The organism is Leifsonia sp. NPDC056665 (assembly GCF_042791795.1).
In the GTDB taxonomy this organism is placed as follows: Bacteria; Actinomycetota; Actinomycetes; order Actinomycetales; family Microbacteriaceae; genus Leifsonia.
Map to the genome: position 1 here is coordinate 26,530 of NZ_JBHTXK010000016.1, position 16,580 is coordinate 43,109.

General features: G+C 70.1%; 20 protein-coding genes and 4 tRNA genes. 18 read left to right on the plus strand and 6 right to left on the minus strand.

Annotated elements, in window-relative coordinates:
- Positions 1-30: 30 nt before the first annotated feature.
- Positions 31-345, plus strand: coding sequence for a thioredoxin family protein (locus ACFQ9V_RS14675; RefSeq protein ID WP_382459865.1), 315 nt, complete (start codon positions 31-33; stop codon positions 343-345).
- Positions 346-411: 66 nt separating this feature from the next.
- Here the strand turns inward: ACFQ9V_RS14675 and ACFQ9V_RS14680 are convergent, their stop codons facing one another.
- On the minus strand, positions 412-1,839 hold the full coding sequence (locus tag ACFQ9V_RS14680; protein ID WP_382459866.1) for an arabinofuranosidase catalytic domain-containing protein: 1,428 nt from the start codon (positions 1,837-1,839) through the stop codon (positions 412-414).
- Positions 1,840-2,061: 222 nt separating this feature from the next.
- Between ACFQ9V_RS14680 and ACFQ9V_RS14685 the strand changes: the two genes are divergently transcribed.
- The 8 genes from ACFQ9V_RS14685 to ACFQ9V_RS14720 all read left to right on the plus strand — a co-directional run bounded on the left by ACFQ9V_RS14685 (position 2,062) and on the right by ACFQ9V_RS14720 (position 10,839).
- Positions 2,062-3,273, plus strand: coding sequence for an ROK family transcriptional regulator (locus tag ACFQ9V_RS14685; protein ID WP_382459867.1), 1,212 nt, complete (start codon positions 2,062-2,064; stop codon positions 3,271-3,273).
- A gap of 30 nt (positions 3,274-3,303) precedes the next feature.
- On the plus strand, positions 3,304-4,116 hold the full coding sequence (locus ACFQ9V_RS14690; protein WP_382459868.1) for an ABC transporter permease: 813 nt from the start codon (positions 3,304-3,306) through the stop codon (positions 4,114-4,116).
- On the plus strand, positions 4,113-4,907 hold the full coding sequence (locus ACFQ9V_RS14695) for an ABC transporter ATP-binding protein (protein WP_382459869.1): 795 nt from the start codon (positions 4,113-4,115) through the stop codon (positions 4,905-4,907). Before ACFQ9V_RS14690 ends, ACFQ9V_RS14695 begins: the two co-directional genes overlap by 4 nt.
- A 116-nt stretch (positions 4,908-5,023) precedes the next feature.
- Positions 5,024-6,055, plus strand: a complete 1,032-nt coding sequence (locus ACFQ9V_RS14700) for an aliphatic sulfonate ABC transporter substrate-binding protein (protein WP_382459870.1) — start codon at positions 5,024-5,026, stop codon at positions 6,053-6,055.
- Positions 6,052-7,575: a sulfatase-like hydrolase/transferase gene (locus ACFQ9V_RS14705; RefSeq protein WP_382459871.1), complete on the plus strand. Its 1,524-nt coding sequence runs from the start codon at positions 6,052-6,054 to the stop codon at positions 7,573-7,575. The genes ACFQ9V_RS14700 and ACFQ9V_RS14705 overlap by 4 nt, the downstream gene beginning before the upstream one ends.
- Positions 7,572-8,990 (plus strand): sulfatase, encoded by a 1,419-nt coding sequence (locus ACFQ9V_RS14710; RefSeq protein WP_382459872.1) that lies wholly within the window; start codon positions 7,572-7,574, stop codon positions 8,988-8,990. Before ACFQ9V_RS14705 ends, ACFQ9V_RS14710 begins: the two co-directional genes overlap by 4 nt.
- Before the next feature lie 65 nt (positions 8,991-9,055).
- Positions 9,056-9,955, plus strand: coding sequence for a hypothetical protein (locus ACFQ9V_RS14715; protein WP_382459873.1), 900 nt, complete (start codon positions 9,056-9,058; stop codon positions 9,953-9,955).
- Between the two features lie 65 nt (positions 9,956-10,020).
- Positions 10,021-10,839: a class I SAM-dependent methyltransferase gene (locus ACFQ9V_RS14720; RefSeq protein ID WP_382459874.1), complete on the plus strand. Its 819-nt coding sequence runs from the start codon at positions 10,021-10,023 to the stop codon at positions 10,837-10,839.
- Positions 10,840-10,890: 51 nt separating this feature from the next.
- Here ACFQ9V_RS14720 and ACFQ9V_RS14725 read toward each other — a convergent pair.
- A tRNA-Val gene (locus tag ACFQ9V_RS14725) sits at positions 10,891-10,966 on the minus strand.
- Positions 10,967-11,154: 188 nt separating this feature from the next.
- Between ACFQ9V_RS14725 and ACFQ9V_RS14730 the strand changes: the two genes are divergently transcribed.
- From ACFQ9V_RS14730 to ACFQ9V_RS14760, 7 genes are all read left to right on the plus strand, one after another.
- A tRNA-Gly gene (locus ACFQ9V_RS14730) sits at positions 11,155-11,227 on the plus strand.
- Between the two features lie 69 nt (positions 11,228-11,296).
- A tRNA-Cys gene (locus ACFQ9V_RS14735) sits at positions 11,297-11,367 on the plus strand.
- Between the two features lie 22 nt (positions 11,368-11,389).
- Positions 11,390-11,464: transfer RNA gene (locus ACFQ9V_RS14740), tRNA-Val, on the plus strand.
- A 120-nt stretch (positions 11,465-11,584) separates the two neighbouring features.
- The gene (locus ACFQ9V_RS14745; RefSeq protein WP_382459875.1) at positions 11,585-11,788 is read left to right on the plus strand and encodes a hypothetical protein; all 204 of its coding nucleotides are present in this window, start codon (positions 11,585-11,587) and stop codon (positions 11,786-11,788) included.
- Between the two features lie 2 nt (positions 11,789-11,790).
- Entirely contained in the window at positions 11,791-11,967 is a 177-nt protein-coding gene (locus tag ACFQ9V_RS14750) for a DUF4236 domain-containing protein (RefSeq protein WP_382459876.1), read from the plus strand.
- Positions 11,968-12,113: 146 nt separating this feature from the next.
- Complete coding sequence (locus ACFQ9V_RS14755) at positions 12,114-12,239, plus strand: hypothetical protein (RefSeq protein WP_382459877.1); 126 nt, start codon at positions 12,114-12,116, stop codon at positions 12,237-12,239.
- Complete coding sequence (locus ACFQ9V_RS14760) at positions 12,236-12,961, plus strand: Type 1 glutamine amidotransferase-like domain-containing protein (protein WP_382459878.1); 726 nt, start codon at positions 12,236-12,238, stop codon at positions 12,959-12,961. Before ACFQ9V_RS14755 ends, ACFQ9V_RS14760 begins: the two co-directional genes overlap by 4 nt.
- 26 nt (positions 12,962-12,987) lie before the next feature.
- Here the strand turns inward: ACFQ9V_RS14760 and ACFQ9V_RS14765 are convergent, their stop codons facing one another.
- Together ACFQ9V_RS14765 and ACFQ9V_RS14770 are read right to left on the minus strand one after the other, a co-directional pair.
- Positions 12,988-13,290 (minus strand): hypothetical protein, encoded by a 303-nt coding sequence (locus tag ACFQ9V_RS14765; protein WP_382459879.1) that lies wholly within the window; start codon positions 13,288-13,290, stop codon positions 12,988-12,990.
- 89 nt (positions 13,291-13,379) lie between these two features.
- Complete coding sequence (locus ACFQ9V_RS14770; RefSeq protein ID WP_382459880.1) at positions 13,380-14,069, minus strand: GNAT family N-acetyltransferase; 690 nt, start codon at positions 14,067-14,069, stop codon at positions 13,380-13,382.
- Between the two features lie 83 nt (positions 14,070-14,152).
- Here ACFQ9V_RS14770 and ACFQ9V_RS14775 point away from each other — a divergent pair, with 83 nt between their 5' ends.
- Together ACFQ9V_RS14775 and ACFQ9V_RS14780 are read left to right on the plus strand one after the other, a co-directional pair.
- Entirely contained in the window at positions 14,153-14,674 is a 522-nt protein-coding gene (locus tag ACFQ9V_RS14775) for an AAA family ATPase (protein ID WP_382459881.1), read from the plus strand.
- Complete coding sequence (locus tag ACFQ9V_RS14780; RefSeq protein ID WP_382459882.1) at positions 14,671-15,195, plus strand: AAA family ATPase; 525 nt, start codon at positions 14,671-14,673, stop codon at positions 15,193-15,195. The genes ACFQ9V_RS14775 and ACFQ9V_RS14780 overlap by 4 nt, the downstream gene beginning before the upstream one ends.
- Before the next feature lie 141 nt (positions 15,196-15,336).
- Here the strand turns inward: ACFQ9V_RS14780 and ACFQ9V_RS14785 are convergent, their stop codons facing one another.
- Together ACFQ9V_RS14785 and ACFQ9V_RS14790 are read right to left on the minus strand one after the other, a co-directional pair.
- Positions 15,337-15,807 carry a 2'-5' RNA ligase family protein gene (locus ACFQ9V_RS14785; protein WP_382459883.1) on the minus strand — a complete coding sequence of 157 codons (471 nt, stop codon included), beginning with the start codon at positions 15,805-15,807 and terminating at the stop codon, positions 15,337-15,339.
- The gene (locus ACFQ9V_RS14790; protein ID WP_382459884.1) at positions 15,804-16,559 is read right to left on the minus strand and encodes a class I SAM-dependent methyltransferase; all 756 of its coding nucleotides are present in this window, start codon (positions 16,557-16,559) and stop codon (positions 15,804-15,806) included. Before ACFQ9V_RS14790 ends, ACFQ9V_RS14785 begins: the two co-directional genes overlap by 4 nt.
- Between the last annotated feature and the right edge of the window lie 21 nt (positions 16,560-16,580).

A 16,580-nucleotide genomic window follows, 5' to 3' on the forward strand; every position in this document is an offset into this window, starting at 1 on the left:
TAAGGACGGGAGAGGGTCGATCGGAGGGCTATGCAGGTCGAGGTGCTGCACATCCAGGACTGCCCGAGCTGGCGCGAAGCCGGCGCACGGCTGGAGGTCGCGCTCGCCGAGGCCGGGATCGACGCGGCGGTGGAGTACCGGCTGCTGGAGGATCCCGCCGACCTCGCCGGGACGGTGTTCGCCGGCTCGCCGACGATCGTGGTCGACGGCGCCGACCTGTTCCCGGCGGCCGAGCCCATCCGGGAGCTGGCGTGCCGTGTCTACCCGACACCGGCCGGACTCAGGGGGATGCCGGACACCGAGCAGCTGGTGACGGCGCTGCGCGCGCTCGCGCCCGGCGGCTAGGCCGGGAGAGGTTCCCGGGGGCGCACGCGACCTCCGGAGACCCGCTCGCTCAGCGGTGCCCGCGACTCAGTGGATCGGGAAATGCTGCGCGGGGAGGCCGTTGCAGGTGTAGATCTGCAGCTGCGTCCCCGGTGTGACGCTCCCGCCCGGGTCGTCCAGGCAGAGCCCGGACTGCGGGTTGAGAAGCGAACCGTTCGACTGCGGGACCCAGACCTGGCCGCCGGCGGAGTCGCAGGTCCAGAGCTGGACCTTCGTGCCCTTCACCGTGCTGTTGCCCATGATGTCGAGGCAGGCGCCGACCGTCGTGACCGTGTCGTCCGGGTTGAGCACCCATTTCTGATCCAACGCGGTGGAGTCGCAGGTGTTGAGTTGCACCTGCTCCCCGTCGCCTCCGGTGTCGTTGCCGGAGGGGTCCACGCACAGGCCGCCCTTGCCGACGACCTGCACGCCGCCACGGCTGTAGCCGGCGTAGTTCGTCGAGACGATGTTCGCCTGGATGGCGGCGTCCGTCGCGTCCGGCGCATATCCCGCCGTCATCGCACCCTCGAAGAAGGAGCCGGTGCCGCGGTTGCTGTCGTCGCCTCCGGTGCCGAGCACGATCGAGCCCTCCAGGTGCATGGGCGCGTATCCTCCCGCCGGCAGCGGCCCGTCGTACCAGGTGGTCAGAGCCCCGGACTGGGAGTCGCCGCCCTTCAGCGCGAAGCCCGTGGTGCCGTTGTTCTTCAGCACGGCCGTGACGAAGTCGCTGCTGTTGCCGTGGTTGGAGTTGTCGGTGAGCGTGGCGCCCTTGTAGAGGCCGTTCTCCAGGTCGGCGGCGACCCAGGGGCCGTTGCCGTAGCTGCCCGTAGCGTTGCGCACCGAGATGTTGAGCGCGTCCATGTGCCCGGCGCCGGTGTCGGCCTCCTGCACCTCCGCGTTGCCGAAGTCGGAGCAGCACTTGTCGTTGGCGTTCGTGCCGCTGCCGACCAGGTACATCGACTCGGGCTGCGAGCCGGTCGCGACGCCAGCGCCGCTGGTGTGCCGGTAGCCGACGCCCGGCTGCATGAGGATGCCGTACGCCTCGTGGCCGTTCACCGTCACCGGGAGCAGGTCGGCGATGGCGCCGACGTCCTGGCCGCCCTGCACGCCCGGTCCCTCGATGGTGAGGTCGTTGTGGCGCGGCGACTGGTCGTAGACGACGGTGATCGTGCAGGTGGTGCCGGCGCAGAACGTGTCCTGCGCCGCGGCGTTCGCGTAGCCTCCCGCGCTCAGCACCCCGATGTCGAGGGTGTGGCCGTCGGAGGCACGTGTCACCTGGTACAGGCTGCCGCTGTAGCCGACGTAGAGCGCGCGCACGGAGCTGTACGCGGCGACGCACGGAGTGGAAGCCGAGCCGTACAGGTCGCAGGGGAGCGACGAGGCGGCGGTCGCGCTCTGCGGCACGGCGACGAGGGCGAGCGCGGTGACCGTGAGCGCGAGCGCGCCCAGCGCGAGGAGATTCCGGAGACGTTTCATGGTGCCCCTTCCTGTGGCGCAACTCTGCGCCGGAGAGCGCCGAGGCTCGGCGCTGCCACATGCTAGATCCCGCGAATTCTTCCGGAAACCGGGCGGTCGAATGGATATCTCCGGGCTGTTCCGCGCCTGATTCCCGCAGCGGAGCGGGCGTCAAGGATGTTGTGAAAATTCATTTATGCCGTTGCGTTGACGGAATAATTCACACTCCATACAGTTGCGATCGTGCACAAGCCCACTGACGTGCCGCAGCTGATCCGGCGCACCCACGAAGAGCGGATTCTCGCGACTCTCCGCGAGATCGGCCCGCTGACCCGTGCGGAGCTGGAGAAGCGCGTCGGGCTCTCCCGCACCACCCTCTCGGACATCACTGCCGTGCTGCTGCGCCGGGGTGTCCTCGTCGAGCGCCCCACCGTCGACGACAAGCGCGGGCGCGGACGGCCGGCGGCCAAGCTGGCCCTCGACCCCGCGTCCGGGCAGTTCCTCGGCGTCGACCTCGGGCACCGCCGCGTGCACGTCGCGGTCGTCAACGCGTCCAACGAGATCATCGTCTCGGGGGAGCGCGCCTACGACCGGGACACCACCTGGTCGGAGCGCATCGACGCCACTTTCGCGCTGATCGAAGGCCTGGCGCGCGACGAGGAGGTCGGCCTCCAGGCGCTGGAAGGCATCGGTGTCGGCGTCCCCGGCCCGCTCAGCACGGCCTTCCGCGGCGAGCAGCGCACGCCGCCGCGCTGGCGCGGCCAGGGCAGGGACGAGCTGCTCGACCTGATCCGCGGCCGGTTCGCCGGTCGCTTCTCGGCTCCGCTCACCCTCGACAACAACACCCGTCTCGCCGGGCTCGGCGAAGCCGTCTGGGGACGCGCCGACGACGCGGACAGCCTCCTCTACGCGCGCCTCGGCGACGGCGTCGGCGGCGGGCTCGTGGTCTCAGGGCGCCTGGTCTCCGGAGCGTCCGGCTCGGCCGGGGAGGTCGGCCACGTGACCGTCGAGCCGGACGGTCTCCCGTGCTGGTGCGGCAAGACAGGCTGCCTCGAGACGGTCGCCTCGGTGCCCGCGATCCAGGAGCGGCTCGCGGCCGCCCGCGCGGAGGACGGCGACCCCGACGGGAGTGTGGCGGATGCCGTCGTGCGCGCGGCGGGGGAGGCGACGGGGCGCGCGCTCGCGGCGGCGTCGGTCGTCGTGGACCCGCGGGACATCGTGATCGCGGGCGACGTCCTCCGGTTCCCCGGCTTCCTCGACGCCGCGCGGGACGCCTTCGCGCGCGAGACCCTCCTGGTCGGAGGCGGAGCCCGGCTGCGGGTCTCCACCCTTCACGACGAGGCCGGGGCGCTCGGCGCGATCGCCGCGGCCTTCCACCGCTCCTCACTGCTGGTCGGCTACGCGAGCCTCGCCGGCCTCCCCGAACCCGCCGACGCCGCGCGCCGGCAGGCCTAGCCCTCCGAACCCATCTCGACAAGGAGAACCATGACGACCCTCGCGACCGAGAGCCTCCCTGTGGAGGAGGGTGGTGCGCCGCCCGCGCGCCCCGGCCGGCGCAGGCGGGTGCCCACCTGGGCGTTCACCACCATCTCGATCGTCGCCGGCATCGGCGTGTTCTGGCTGCTGTCGCTCTTCACGATCCTGCCCAGCCCGCCCGCGGTCGTCGCCAAGACCTTCGACCTGGCGTCGAACGGCATCCTGTTCGCCGACATCGGGGCGAGCCTGGCCCGGGTGCTGGTCGGCTTCCTGCTCGGGACGCTGCTAGCCATCCCGCTCGGCTTCCTGATGGGCTGGTACACCACGGCGCGCGGGCTCCTGCATCCGTGGGTGCAGTTCGTGCGCATGATCCCGCCGCTGGCGATCCTGCCGCTCTCGATCGTCGTGCTCGGCACGGGCGAGGTGGCGCGAGTGTTCGTCATCTTCCTGGCGTCGTTCCTCGCCGCCATCGTCGCGACCTACCAGGGCGTCGTCAGCGTCGACCGCACGCTGGTGAACGCCGCGCGGGTGCTCGGCGCGAAGGACGGCACGATCTTCGCTCGCGTCATCGTCCCGGCCTCCTCGCCGTTCATCTTCGTCGGAATGCGCGTCGGCCTCGGCTCGTCGTGGGCGACGCTCGTCGCCTCCGAGCTGATCGCGGCCCAGCAGGGCCTCGGCTTCCGGATGCAGCAGGCGCAGCTCTACTTCGACCTGCCGACGATCTTCGTGTCCATCATCTTCATCGGCCTGCTCGGTCTGCTCATGGACCGCGTGCTGATGGCCATCGAACGGAGAGTGACCTCGTGGCAGGAACGCCGATGACCCCCAAGATCAGCATCAGGGACCTCCGCAAGGTCTTCCCGCTCGGCACCGACGAGTTCACCGCGCTCGGCGGGGTGGACCTGGATGTCGCCGACGGCGAGTTCGTCACGCTGGTCGGCCCGTCCGGCTGCGGCAAGTCCACGCTGATGAACATCGTCGCCGGGCTCGAGACGCCGACTTCCGGAACCGTCCTGGTGGACGGGGAGCCGGTCGACGGGCCGGGCCCGGAGCGCGGCGTGATCTTCCAGCAGTACGCGCTCTTCCCGTGGCTGACGGTCCGCAAGAACGTCGAGTTCGGCCTCCGCGTCTCGGGAGTGCCGGCGGCGGAGCGCCGCGAGCGCGCGCAGCACTACATCGACCTGGTCGGGCTGACGACGCACGCCGACCAGCTCCCCAAGGCGCTGTCCGGCGGCATGAAGCAGCGCACCGCCCTCGCCCGCGCCTACGCGGTCGACCCGCGGCTGCTGCTGATGGACGAGCCGTTCGGCGCCCTCGATGCGCTGACCAGGGTCACCCTCCAGGACCGGCTTCTGCGGACCTGGCAGGAGGAGCGGCGCACCGTCCTCTTCGTCACGCACGACGTGGAGGAGGCCGTGTACCTGGCCTCGCGGGTCGTCGTCATGGCCGCCCGTCCCGGCCGGATCTTCGAGGTCATCGACGTCGACCTCCCGCCGAACCGCACCGAAGAGACGCGGCTGTCGCCCGAGTTCGCGGAGATCAAGAACCGCGTCTGGCGGGCCGTCTACCACCAGCCGGCCCTCGACACCGCGAGCGTCGGCGCGCAGCGCTGACCTCGCCCCCATACCGCACGACAACACCGCCCGCACGACAACACCGCCCGCACGACAACACCGCCCGCATCACACCACATCCCAGCACCACCCGACCGACAGAAAGCAGCATCGCCATGCCAAAAATCCCCGCACGCCTGGGCATCGCCGCCCTCGCCGCCGGAGCACTCGTCCTCTCGCTCGCCGCCTGCAGCAGCGGTTCGGCCTCGGCCGGCTCCGGCTCCAGCGCGACCTCGTGCTCGACCACGCAGAACGTCAACTTCGGCTACATCGGCGATTTCAACGGCACCAGCCTCCTCGCCATCGCCAAGGCCAAGAACCTGTGGGCGGCGCACTGCCTCACCGTGGACCCTCAGGTCTTCACCAACGGCCCGCTGCAGATCACGGCCATGGCCTCCGGCAGCCTGGACTTCGGCTACATCGGCCCCGGCGCGCTCTGGCTGCCCGCCTCCGGCAAGGCCAAGATCGTCGCGATCGACACCTTCACCAACGCGGACCGCATCGTCGCGCTCCCCGGCAAGGGCATCAAGACGATCAAGGACCTCAAGGGCAAGAAGGTCGCCTACCCGAAGGGCACGTCAGGCGAGATGATCCTGCGCCTCGGCCTCCAGAAGGCCGGGATGAGCATGAGCGACATCGACGCGACGCCGCTCGACTACGCGACGCTGACCTCCGCGCTCTCCGCGGGCCAGTTCGACGCGGCCGGCTTCGGCTACCCGCAGCTCACCACCGTGAAGAAGCAGCAGCCGGGCATCATCGAGCTCGCGAAGGACTCCGACTTCTCCAGCTCCATGCGCTTCGTCACCGCGTTCGTGGCGCGGGAGAACCTGCCGACGCAGAACCCGAAGATGGTCTCGGCCGTCCTCGCCGTGCTCAAGGAGGCCAACGACTACCGCCTCGCGCACCGCACCGAGGCCATCAACCTCGTGTCGCAGATGACCAACGTCCCGGTCGACCAGGTGACCACCGACGCCGGCTTCGACCAGCTCGTCTCGTCCGCGTCCCTGGAGGCCTCCACCAAGTCGGGCGATGTGGACAAGTGGCTCGACACCTTTGGGAAGTACTTCACCACCGTCGGCACGCTGCAGCAGCCGGGCAGTGCGAAGGATTACTACACCTCCGACCTCTATGCCAAGGCGGGACATTGACCTCCACCGCTCCACAGCACGACGGCCAGCGCCGGAACATCCTGTTCCTGCTGACCGACCAGCACCGGGTCGACACGCTCGGCTGCTACGGCAACACCCGGATCAGCACCCCTGCCTTGGACCGCCTGGCGGCCACGGGCACGCGGTTCGACCGGTGGTACACCCCGACGGCGATCTGCACCCCGGCGCGCGCGAGCCTGCTGACCGGTCAGGCGCCGTTCCGGCACCGCCTGCTCGCCAACTACGAGCGGAACGTCGGCTACCTGGAGGACCTGCGCGAGGGTCAGTTCACCTTCGCGCAGGCCCTCCAGGAGCAGGGCTACCGCACTGGGCTGGTCGGCAAGTGGCACGTCGGCACGAACAGAACCGCGGCGGACTACGGCTTCGATGGCCCGACGCTGCCCGGCTGGCACAACCCGGTCGACAGCCCGGACTACCTCGCGTACCTCGCCAAGCACGGCTACCCGCCGTACGCGATCGACGACCGCATCCGCGGCGTGCTGCCGAACGGGAGCCCCGGCAACCTACTCGCCGCCCGGCTCCACCAGCCCGAGGAGGCCACGTTCGAGTACTACCTGGCGGAGCGGGCGATCGCGATGCTTCGCGACTACGCCGAGGGACGACTGACCGAGGGGACCCCGTTCTTCCTGGGGCTGCACTACTTCGGGCCGCACCTGCCCTACCTGATGCCTGACGAGTTCTTCGACATGTACGACCCGGCGCAGATCGAGCTGCCGGCCTCCGTGCAGGAGGACTTCCTCGGCAAGCCGCCGGTGCAGCGCAACTACAGCAAGCACTGGACGTTCGACACCATCCCTATCGAGACCAGCCGCAAGCTGATCGCGGTCTACTGGGGCTACGTGACCCTGATCGACCGGCAGCTCGGCCGCGTGCTCGACACGCTCGACGAGCTGGGGCTGTCGGACGACACCGCGGTGTTCTTCTCCAGCGACCACGGCGAGTTCACCGGCGCGCACCGCCTCCACGACAAGGGGCCGGCGATGTACGAGGACATCTACCGCACCGCGGGCATCATCCGCGTGCCGGGGATGCCGCCGGGGCAGGTCAGCGACGAGTTCGTGACGCTCACGGACGCGACCGCGACCATCCTCGCGCTCGCCGGGGCCGACACCCGCCCAGCGCTGGACTCCCGCAACCTGCTCCCGCTGGTCGGCGGGGAGGACGTCGACTGGCAGCAGGACGTGTTGTGCGAGTTCCACGGCCACCACTTCCCATACCCGCAGCGGATGCTGCGCGACCGGCGCTACAAGCTGGTCGTGAACCCCGAGTCCGTCAACGAGCTGTACGTCCTGGAGGCCGACCCGGACGAGCTGCACAACCGCTACGAGCATCCCGAGTTCGAGGAGGTCCGCGCCCGGATGCTGCACCGGCTCTACACGGCGCTGGTCGAGCGCGGCGACAACTTTTACCACTGGATGACGTCGATGTACGACGTGGGCGGGGTCCGTTACGATCCGAGCATGAGCGGCCTCGACGAGAGCAGTTACCCGGTCCGATGAGCAAGCGCCGGCCGAACGTGGTGATGATCCTCACCGACGATCACGCGTCCCACGCGATCGGGGCGTACGGATCGGTGGTGAACTCCACGCCGCGCATCGACGAGATCGCGCGGCGCGGGGTGCTCTTCCGGAACTGCTTCGTCACGAACTCGCTCTGCTCGCCGAGCCGCGCGAGCATCCTGACCGGCACGTACAGCCACGTGAACGGCGTGACCACGCTGGAGACGCCGATCGACGCCTCCCAGCCGACGTTCGTGTCGCAGCTGAAGACCGCGGGTTACCGCACGGCGATCGTCGGCAAGTGGCACCTGGGTCACGGGCCGGGGCACGATCCCGAAGGCTTCGACTACTGGGACGTGCTGGTCGGATCGGAGGGGCAGGGGGAGTACTGGGACCCGCTGTTCCTGTCGGCGGCGGGGGAGCGGACCGTGGAGGGGTATGCGACGGACATCATCACCGACCTGGCGCTCTCGTGGTTGGATTCGCTACCAGGGGACGACCCGTGGTGCGTGCTGATCTACCACAAGGCGCCGCACCGGCCGTGGGAGCCGCGGGAGGGGTCGCGCCCCCGGACCGAGGCCGTCCCGCTGCCCGCGACCTTCGACGACGACTACGCCACCCGGTCGACCTCGGCCAGGCGGGCAGCCATGCGGATCGCGGAGCACCTCGCCCTGGAAGACCTGAAGGCGACCCCGCCGGACGGCCTCAGCTACGAGGACGCCGCGGTCTGGAAGTACCAGCGCTTCATGGAGGACTACCTCGACTGCGTGCAGGCCGTGGACGAGAACGTCGGCCGCGTCATCGACTGGCTCGACGAGCGCGGCAGCTTCGACGACACCCTGCTGATGTACGCCTCCGACCAGGGTTTCTTCCTCGGCGACCACGGCTGGTTCGACAAGCGCCTGATGTACGAGGAGTCGCTGCGGATGCCGCTGGTGCTCAGCCTCCCGTCGCGGGTGGAGGGCGGGGCCGTTCACGACGGGATCGTGACGAACGTGGACTGGGCGCAGACCATCCTCGACGCCGCGGGGGTGGAGCCCGTGGAGCGGATGCAGGGGAGGAGCTTCTGGGGCGACCTGGTGGCCTCCCCGTCGTCGCCTCCGGCACCGGGGATGTATTACCGCTACTGGGAGCACGACGACAGCTCGCACCGCGCGCCGGCGCATTACGGCTACCGCACGCGGACGCACAAGCTCATCTACTTCTACAACGACGGCCTCGGGCTGCCGGGGACAGGGCCCTTCACGTACCCGCCGGAGTGGGAGCTGTACGACCTGGAGCGGGACCCGGAGGAGCTGCACAACGTGTACTGGGAGCCGGAGTATGCCGAGGTGCGGGCCGAGCTGACGACGGCGATGCTGCGGGAGCAGGCGCGGGTGGGGGATCTCCCGCATCCGAGCCAGAGCGCGGGATAGCGCGGTCCCGAATACCGTACTGGCACGGATTCTGCGGCAGACGTCCCGTCGCTAGCGTTCGAGCCATGACCGACGTGACAAGCGCCCTCCCTCCCGACACCGACCGCTTCGCCTGGGTGCGCAAGCTCCTGCCGAGGATCGTGGTCGGCTCGCTGATCGCCGCCGCACTGGTCGGCGTCTACGCCGTGATCATAGGGACCTGGGACGAGACCTGCTGGCGGCTGATCGGCACCATCGCGCTGCTGGTGTTCTTCTCGCTGGTCTCCTGGTACGACGCGGACGTGTCCGCTCGCCGCGCGCCGTGGTTCGGCGCGGTGTCGGTGATCCTGTCGGCGTTCCTGCTGCTGGACGGCCTGGTGAAGATCTGGTCGCCGGCGTTCGACGGGAGCTCCTCTACGGAGGGCAGCCCCGGCACGTCCTCCTGGGGCTTCGTCGGCTGGATCGCGCTCGTCGTCGTGGTGCGGCTCGGCCTCCTGCACATCCATCTGGTGCTGAACACCCAGCGCCGCTTCACCGGCCCGATCATGTCCAAGGTGACCGTGTGCACGCTGGTGCTGGTCGGCGCGCTCACCCTGGGGCTCGCGGCGCCGCTGGTGTTCGACCACACGACGTTCTCTGACACGTACTGGCGGCTCGTGGCGACCATCGCGATCCTGGACGCGTTGGGGACGATCCTGATCCCGTTGACGTACACGTTGTTCGGGCCGAAGGCGGAGAAGGGTGCCCGGAGCGCGGGGGTGGTTCCGCCGGTCGTCGGGCCCGTTGGTTACGCTCCGCCCGTTGCGACCGCCTCCTACGCGCCGCCCGCGGCTCCTCCCGCCGCTGCCACGCCCTCGTCGCCGTACCCGAACGTGCTGACGCCGGTCGGCGGATACCGCCTGGAGTGGCCGCGCTACGTCAACGGCACCCCGCTCCCGGCCAGACAGGACGGCGCGCCGGACTTCACGGGCGTCATCGGATACTGAGCGGCTGGTGCCCGCGGACCTGGAGGAGCTGCACACTGAGTACCGCAGCGCGAGGAGGTCCGCACATGCCTGAGCCGATCGACATCCCGGGAGCGCGGGTCACGATCCCGGCCGAGGTCACCGCAGAAGCGTTCGACCTCGACCACCGTGTCGCGACCTCCGCCACCGTCCTGGAGCGCATCGCCCGGGAGGTCGACGGTGACGATTACCCCGAGGGCGTCGAACCGTACGGGTTCTCGACCCTGTGGACGCTTAGAACCTTCGTGGCCGAGCTGGCGCTTCCCGAGAACGGCACGCTCGTGGACATCGCCTGCGGGCGAGCGGGCGTGAGCCTCTGGGTCGCCCGCGAGACGGGGGCCGACGTGATCGGCGTCGACTGGTCGCCGGTCGGTGTCGCCGCGGCGACGGAGCGCGCGGCCGGCTGGGTCGCCGAGGGTCGTGCGCGGTTCCAGGTCGGCGACCTCGTGGACACCGGCCTGCCGGACGGCTGCGCGGACGCGGTCCTGTGCGCCGACGCGATCTTCTTCGCATCCGACCGGGTCGCCGCGGTGCGGGAGGCCGCCCGCCTCCTGCGGCCCGGCGGCCGCTACGCGTTCACCGCGGACGAGGCGGACGACGGGCGTGAGCGCTCGGTCCCGGACTGGCGCCCGATCATCGAGGCGGGCGGCCTCCAGGTCGTGTCGCGCATCGAGATACCGCACTGGCGGGAACGACTGACGCGGATGTACGAGCTCTGGCTCGAGAACCTGGACGAGGTCCGCGAGACGCTCGGCGACGAGTACGCGGACGAGCTGAGGGACGAGGCGGAAGCAATGGTTCCCGTGCTCCCGGAGCGCACGGGCGTCCTGTACGTCGCGAGCCGGCCGGCGGTCGCAGGCGGGTGACCCGGAAATGCGAGACGGCCCCCGGGAACTCCCGGGGGCCGTCTGTCGTCGTGGTGGGCGATACCAGACTCGAACTGATGACCTCTTCCGTGTGAAGGAAGCGCGCTACCAACTGCGCCAATCGCCCGTGCGTTCGCGGCCGCGGATTCCGGCTGCGAGACTCGATACTAGCCGACCGCGGCACCCGATTGCACATCGGCCCCGCGCGGCGGCCGTTGCGTCGCGCGACACACCCGGACGGCGCGTCCGGTTTGGTCATCGGTGCGGGGATCGGCTAAAGTCGTACAAGTGCCGCGGGAGACCGGGGTGCGAAATGCGGATGTAGCGCAGTTGGTAGCGCATCACCTTGCCAAGGTGAGGGTCGCGAGTTCGAGTCTCGTCATCCGCTCGAGTCGGCCTGGTTTCCTCGGATTCCAGGCCTCTCGAATACGGTACGGTTCTTCCGTGTTGTGGCTTCGGTGGATTGGCCGAGAGGCGAGGCAGCGGCCTGCAAAGCCGTATACACGGGTTCGAATCCCGTATCCACCTCGATCCTGAGCACTCAGGCTCTGGGCGATTGGCGCAGCGGTAGCGCGCTTCCCTGACACGGAAGAGGTCACTGGTTCGATCCCAGTATCGCCCACCAAAAAACCCCCGGAAATCCGGGGGTTTTCTCGTTTAGCCGGGCTGCGTGCAATATTCGTGCAGTATCCAGCACCTGAACGGGGTGTGTTCACTCGTGGGGGCTGCTCACTAGGCTCAGCCCATGCAGAACTTCCAGGTCATCCATGACGGCAGGATCTACCTTGTTGAAGGGGGTGACCCCGCGGAGCTGCAGCAGAGGATTACAGAAACCATTCGATCGGGTGGCGGGTTCGTCACGTTCGATGCCGCCGCCGACTACGACACTGATGGGCCCGTTAGCATTTTCGTCAGCTCGGCGAAGACGGCCCACATCGTTTTGGTCTGAGAGTGCCCGTCTACTACCGCAAACGCGCCAGTCTCGGTTCGGGCGCGCACCTGAACATCTCGAAGAGCGGAGCGTCGGTATCGCAGCGGGTCGGGCGCGTCACGTTCAACTCCCGCGGCCGCGTATCCGTGCGCATCCTGCCTGGGCTGACGTGGCGGATCGGCGGCGGTCGCCGCTAGAGCGCACCCCTGGAAACGAAAAAAAAGGCGATCACCTCGAATCGTGCGATCGAAGCGAGCGTCGAAGGGTCGATCACCTCCTTCACCGACACGGTCGCGATGTTCACCTCGGTCGATTGGACCGGATAGCTCGGTAGCCTGCTCGGATGACCTTCGACTCGAATCACCCGGGCGCCAGCGCCGGCAGGATCCGCCCAGGCACCCTCAGCAGGGACCAGTCCGGCGACGCGGCAGCATCGGTCGCCGTCGCAGCGGGGTGGGATGCCGCGTGAGCGTGCACCTCATCGGCGGCGGGGCGACCACCGTGGCGGATGCCCCGCTCTACGCCCCGTTCGTCCGCGAAGCCGCGCAGCGAGCAGGCCACGCGGGCCGCGTGACGCCACGCATCGCCGTGATCTCACTGCACCCCGAGGCCGAGGAGAAGGCAGCGGCGCTCGGCGAACTCCTGGCTGAGGCGGGAACGGGATCCATGCTCGAGCTGCGCCTGACCGCGGGCCGCCGGGGGGAGCCGATCGGGGTCGACGCGATCGCCGACGTCGACGGCATCGCGGTCGGCGGCGGCTACGTGGAACAGGTGCGCGCCGGGCTCGAGCCGGTGTTCGGCGAGTTGCGCCGGCTGGTCGCCGCGGGCGTCCCCTACCTCGGGGTCTCGGCGGGCGCCATGATCGCGGCGGAGGGCTCGCTCGGGGGCGGCACGCGCATCGGCGGAGTGGTCGTCTCACCGGAGGAGCCCGGCGAAACGGGCGAAGAGCTGGAGGTCGCGACCGGTATCGGCCTCGTCGACCTGGCCGTGGAGGTGCACGTCGCCCAGCGCGGCATGCTCTCCCGGCTGGTCGCAGCCATCGAAGCTGGGCTGATCCCTGGCGCCCTCGGGGTCGACGAGCGCACGGCGTTGATCGTGGACGGCGGGGACTTCCGGGTGGAGGGCACGGGCGCCGTCCGGCGGGTGCTCCCGACCGAGGACGGCGTGCTGGTCTCCACGATCAGGAGGTGATCCGGCCAGCAGGTGATTCGGTTAGCTCACTGGTCGACCGCCCGCGCCTGTCCGGCCTCGCTCGTACGAACATCCAGGAGCCGGCCGACGTAGGCCATGACCACCGAGGCGCCGATGAGTGCGACACCCAGCGGCGTCATGACCTCCCCGATGACCCGGACGACCAGGTCGAGCAGTGCGAGGAGTGCCTGGTCGACTCCCGTCGCCGCGCTCGGCTGCTGGACGGCGGTGTAGGCGAGTTGCGGCATCAGCATGGCCAGCAACACGCCGGCTACTGTGAGCGCGATGCCCCACCACAGCACGACTCTCGGTCGCAGCTTCGACTCCATGACAGATGTCCCCCTTCGTCGCGGTTGGTGACGATGCTAGCGGGCCGCTGAGTGACGTGGGCGCACGCGCGTGCGCCGCCAGGTGGCCCTCAGACCCGGACGCCGAGGTTCCTCCCGTACGGCTGCAGCCCCAACCGCGCCGCAAGCCGCATCGAGGCGACGTTGTCCTCCCGGCACCGCCAGCGCGCGAGTCCGGCGCGCCGTGCCGAGACGGCCAGGGCGACCGCGGCCACCTGTTCGCCGAGGCCGCGTCCCCGGAAGGCGGGGGCGACCAGCAGGCCCACGTCGGTGCGTCCGCCGACCCAGGGCCCCAGCGCCGAGACGGCCACGAGGTCGCCGTCCGCCCAGGAACCGAAGTGCTCGACGTCCGGCTCCAGCACGCCGGACTCCTCGACCTCCTCAGCCGGGATCCGCTCGGCCATTCGCCGCACCTCCTCGACAGTCGGTCGAGCCTCCTCGACCGCGGGACGGAGAACGTCGCCCGACACGAAATGGGCCGCCGGGCCGAGGATCACGGGATCGAGGCCCTGGAGGGCGGACCTCCACGGCGCCGGGTCGAGGGCGTCCTCGACCGAGAGCCCGCGGAGGAGGCCGTCGACCTGCCCCCGGAGCGCCTCGCGGGCGCGCACGCGCACGGTGTCGCCGATACGCAGGACATAGATCCCGGCACGGGGATCGTCGACGAACGTGGCGTGCACGCCGGGAAGCCTCAACACCGCCCGCTCGACCCGGAACACCGCCGACCAGTACTCGTCCGCGCGCTCGGTCGGTGTAGGCACGCAGCGATCGTAGGGTCGTCGGCCCGTGCACGCAATGCCATGCGTTCGAGGAGCCTCCGCTCCGCGCCTGCAAGAATCGCGGGATGCACGCAGTGTTCCTGAACGGCACGGTCGGCGTCGGCAAGACCACCGTCGCCGACGCGATGAGCGACCTGGAGGCGCGCCCGCACGCCGTCGTCGACCTGGACGAGATCCGCCGGTTCCGTCCCGCCGCGGCCGGCGACCCGTTCAACCTGGGGCTGCAGCTCGCGAACGTCGCGGCCCTGGTGGCGAACTTCGGCGCGGCCGGCGCGCAACTCGTCGTCGTCGCCGGGGTCATCGAGTCCCGGGAGGACGCGGAGCGATTCCGGCGCGCAGTCGGCGGCGCCGCGACCTTCGTGCGGCTGACGGCCGACGCCACGGTCATCGAGCGACGGCTGCGCGCGCGGCACGGGGACGATCCGGACGGCTTGGCGTGGCACCTCGCCCGCGCGCGGGAGCTGACGGCGATCCTCGACTCCGCGGGCATCGAGGGCGAGGTGGTCGACACGAGCGCGGACGACGTGGAGGTGGTGGCGGCCCGCGTGCTGCGAACGGTCGCAGTCGCGGAAGGGGCGCAGCCATGACGGCCGTTGAGGGTCGCACCAGCGCACTCGTCGTCCTCCGCGGCAACTCCGGCTCGGGGAAGTCCACCGTGGCGCGCCTGGTGCAGGAGGAGCTCGGGCCCGGCGAGTGCCTCGTGGTGCCTCAGGATGTCGTGCGGAGGCAGCTCCTGAACGAAGCCGACAGGGCGGAGGCGGCCAGCATCGACCTGCTCCGGACGATCGCCGCCTGGGGACTCGACCGAGGACTCGTGGTGGTGGTCGAGGGCATCATGAACGCCGGACGCTACCAGCGCACGCTCGAGCACCTCGCCGCGATTGCGGCACGGTCGCACTTCTTCGCGTGGGACCTCCCGCTCGACGAGACGCTCCGACGACACGCGACGCGGGCGAAGGCCGAGGCGTTCACCGCGGACGAGATGAGCGGCTGGTATCACGGCTGGCAGCCGCTGGACTTCGTGACGGAGACGCGATTCGACGCGGAGGTCAGTGCGCGGGCCGCGGCAGACCGGGTTCTGGCGGTGGGACGTCGCGTTACCCTCTGACCGTGACGTTCGACGGGGACACCCGCAGTTGGTGTTCGTCGGCCAGCGACGGGCGCGGACGTCTCCGGAGCGGGAGGTCGTGATCGAGCTGGGTGGAGGGATGTTCCTCATCGAGCCGGGCTCAGTGCGCCGTGCCGCCGCTCACTCCCACCCCACATTCACGACGTCGATGATCGCGCCGTACTCCTCGGTGAGCTGGACCGCCGCGAAGCACCGGACCGGCCACGCGTCGCCTTCCCGCAGACTCTCTCCCGCGCGGAGCGTGATGTGCGCGCGGTAGCCGTCGTGCCAGTAGCCGGGCTCGTCGGCGACGAAGCCGGGCAGGCGCTCGACCGCCTCCGCCAGCGCCTCGTGCACGCCGGGGAAGGGGCCCGGCTCCACGAGCTGGACCGGGATGTCTGCTGCGGGTCCGAACATCGCGCGCCCCGCGATCCGGGCCTCGACGGGTGGGCTGTCCACCAGCGCGTCACGGACGACCTGGATCACCCGCTCCGGCGACGCCCCAACGACGAAGTTGGAGACCAGCGTCAGGTGCGCGGGCCACGCCGACCGGGGGATGGCGGTACCGACCTCGATCGGTGCGAAGAGGGCGACGGCGGCGAACGCGTTCATCGCGGCGGCTCCGCCACCAGCACGAAGAGCAGGAACGCGAGGAAGCGCCCGCTCTCGTGCTTCCCGATCTCCGGGAAGCGCTCGAACGCCTCAGGTGCGGGAGCAGGCTCGCTGATCGCCGCGATCCGGAAGCCGGCAGCGGCGAACGCGTCGGTCATCGCGTGCAGCGGCCGATCCCAGAAGGTGAGCTCGGCGGTCCGGCCGCCCAGCGTCCACTCCTCGGTCCGCTCGTGGACCCCGAAGTACTCGCGGTCACCACCCGACAGCCGGTCCGAGAGGAAGAGGGCGGTGGGATGCTCCTCGGAGACGATCAGGCGCCCGCCCGGCCTGACGACGCGATGGAGCTCGGCGAGGGCCGGCCCCCAGTCCTCCAGGTAGTGGAGGACCTGCGACGCGATGACGTCGTCGAAGGTGCCGTCGTCGAACGGCAGCGGCTCCGCCAGGTCGGCCATGCGCAGGTCGGCTCCGGTCCCGAGCCGGGCTCGTGCCTGTTCGAGCATCCCGGCGCTCGCGTCGACACCAGTGACGATCGCACCGCGCTCGCGGAGGTCGGCCAGGGTCGGACCCGAACCGCAGCCGACGTCCAGGATCCGGCGACCGACGACGTCGCCCGCGAGCTCCACGAGCGCCGGCCGGTTGTAGTACTCGTTCAGCAGGCTGGTCGCGTTGAGCTCCGTGTAGCCGTCGGCGATCGCGTCGTAGGGAGCCGTGCGCGGGGTGTCGTCATGGTCGGCGTCGAGTGGTCGAGTCATAACGGCATGCTTTCAGACCGA

What these genes read in the sequence shown, in the direction of transcription:
- ACFQ9V_RS14675 (WP_382459865.1), top strand. Translation starts at nt 31, where the DNA reads ATGCAGGTCGAGGTGCTGCACATCCAGGACTGCCCGAGCTGGCGCGAA.
- ACFQ9V_RS14680 (WP_382459866.1), bottom strand. Translation starts at nt 1,839, where the DNA reads ATGAAACGTCTCCGGAATCTCCTCGCGCTGGGCGCGCTCGCGCTCACG.
- ACFQ9V_RS14690 (WP_382459868.1), top strand. Translation starts at nt 3,304, where the DNA reads ATGACGACCCTCGCGACCGAGAGCCTCCCTGTGGAGGAGGGTGGTGCG.
- ACFQ9V_RS14695 (WP_382459869.1), top strand. Translation starts at nt 4,113, where the DNA reads ATGACCCCCAAGATCAGCATCAGGGACCTCCGCAAGGTCTTCCCGCTC.
- ACFQ9V_RS14700 (WP_382459870.1), top strand. Translation starts at nt 5,024, where the DNA reads ATGCCAAAAATCCCCGCACGCCTGGGCATCGCCGCCCTCGCCGCCGGA.
- ACFQ9V_RS14710 (WP_382459872.1), top strand. Translation starts at nt 7,572, where the DNA reads ATGAGCAAGCGCCGGCCGAACGTGGTGATGATCCTCACCGACGATCAC.
- ACFQ9V_RS14715 (WP_382459873.1), top strand. Translation starts at nt 9,056, where the DNA reads ATGACCGACGTGACAAGCGCCCTCCCTCCCGACACCGACCGCTTCGCC.
- ACFQ9V_RS14720 (WP_382459874.1), top strand. Translation starts at nt 10,021, where the DNA reads ATGCCTGAGCCGATCGACATCCCGGGAGCGCGGGTCACGATCCCGGCC.
- ACFQ9V_RS14745 (WP_382459875.1), top strand. Translation starts at nt 11,585, where the DNA reads ATGCAGAACTTCCAGGTCATCCATGACGGCAGGATCTACCTTGTTGAA.
- ACFQ9V_RS14755 (WP_382459877.1), top strand. Translation starts at nt 12,114, where the DNA reads ATGACCTTCGACTCGAATCACCCGGGCGCCAGCGCCGGCAGGATCCGC.
- ACFQ9V_RS14765 (WP_382459879.1), bottom strand. Translation starts at nt 13,290, where the DNA reads ATGGAGTCGAAGCTGCGACCGAGAGTCGTGCTGTGGTGGGGCATCGCG.
- ACFQ9V_RS14775 (WP_382459881.1), top strand. Translation starts at nt 14,153, where the DNA reads ATGCACGCAGTGTTCCTGAACGGCACGGTCGGCGTCGGCAAGACCACC.
- ACFQ9V_RS14780 (WP_382459882.1), top strand. Translation starts at nt 14,671, where the DNA reads ATGACGGCCGTTGAGGGTCGCACCAGCGCACTCGTCGTCCTCCGCGGC.
- ACFQ9V_RS14785 (WP_382459883.1), bottom strand. Translation starts at nt 15,807, where the DNA reads ATGAACGCGTTCGCCGCCGTCGCCCTCTTCGCACCGATCGAGGTCGGT.
- ACFQ9V_RS14790 (WP_382459884.1), bottom strand. Translation starts at nt 16,559, where the DNA reads ATGACTCGACCACTCGACGCCGACCATGACGACACCCCGCGCACGGCT.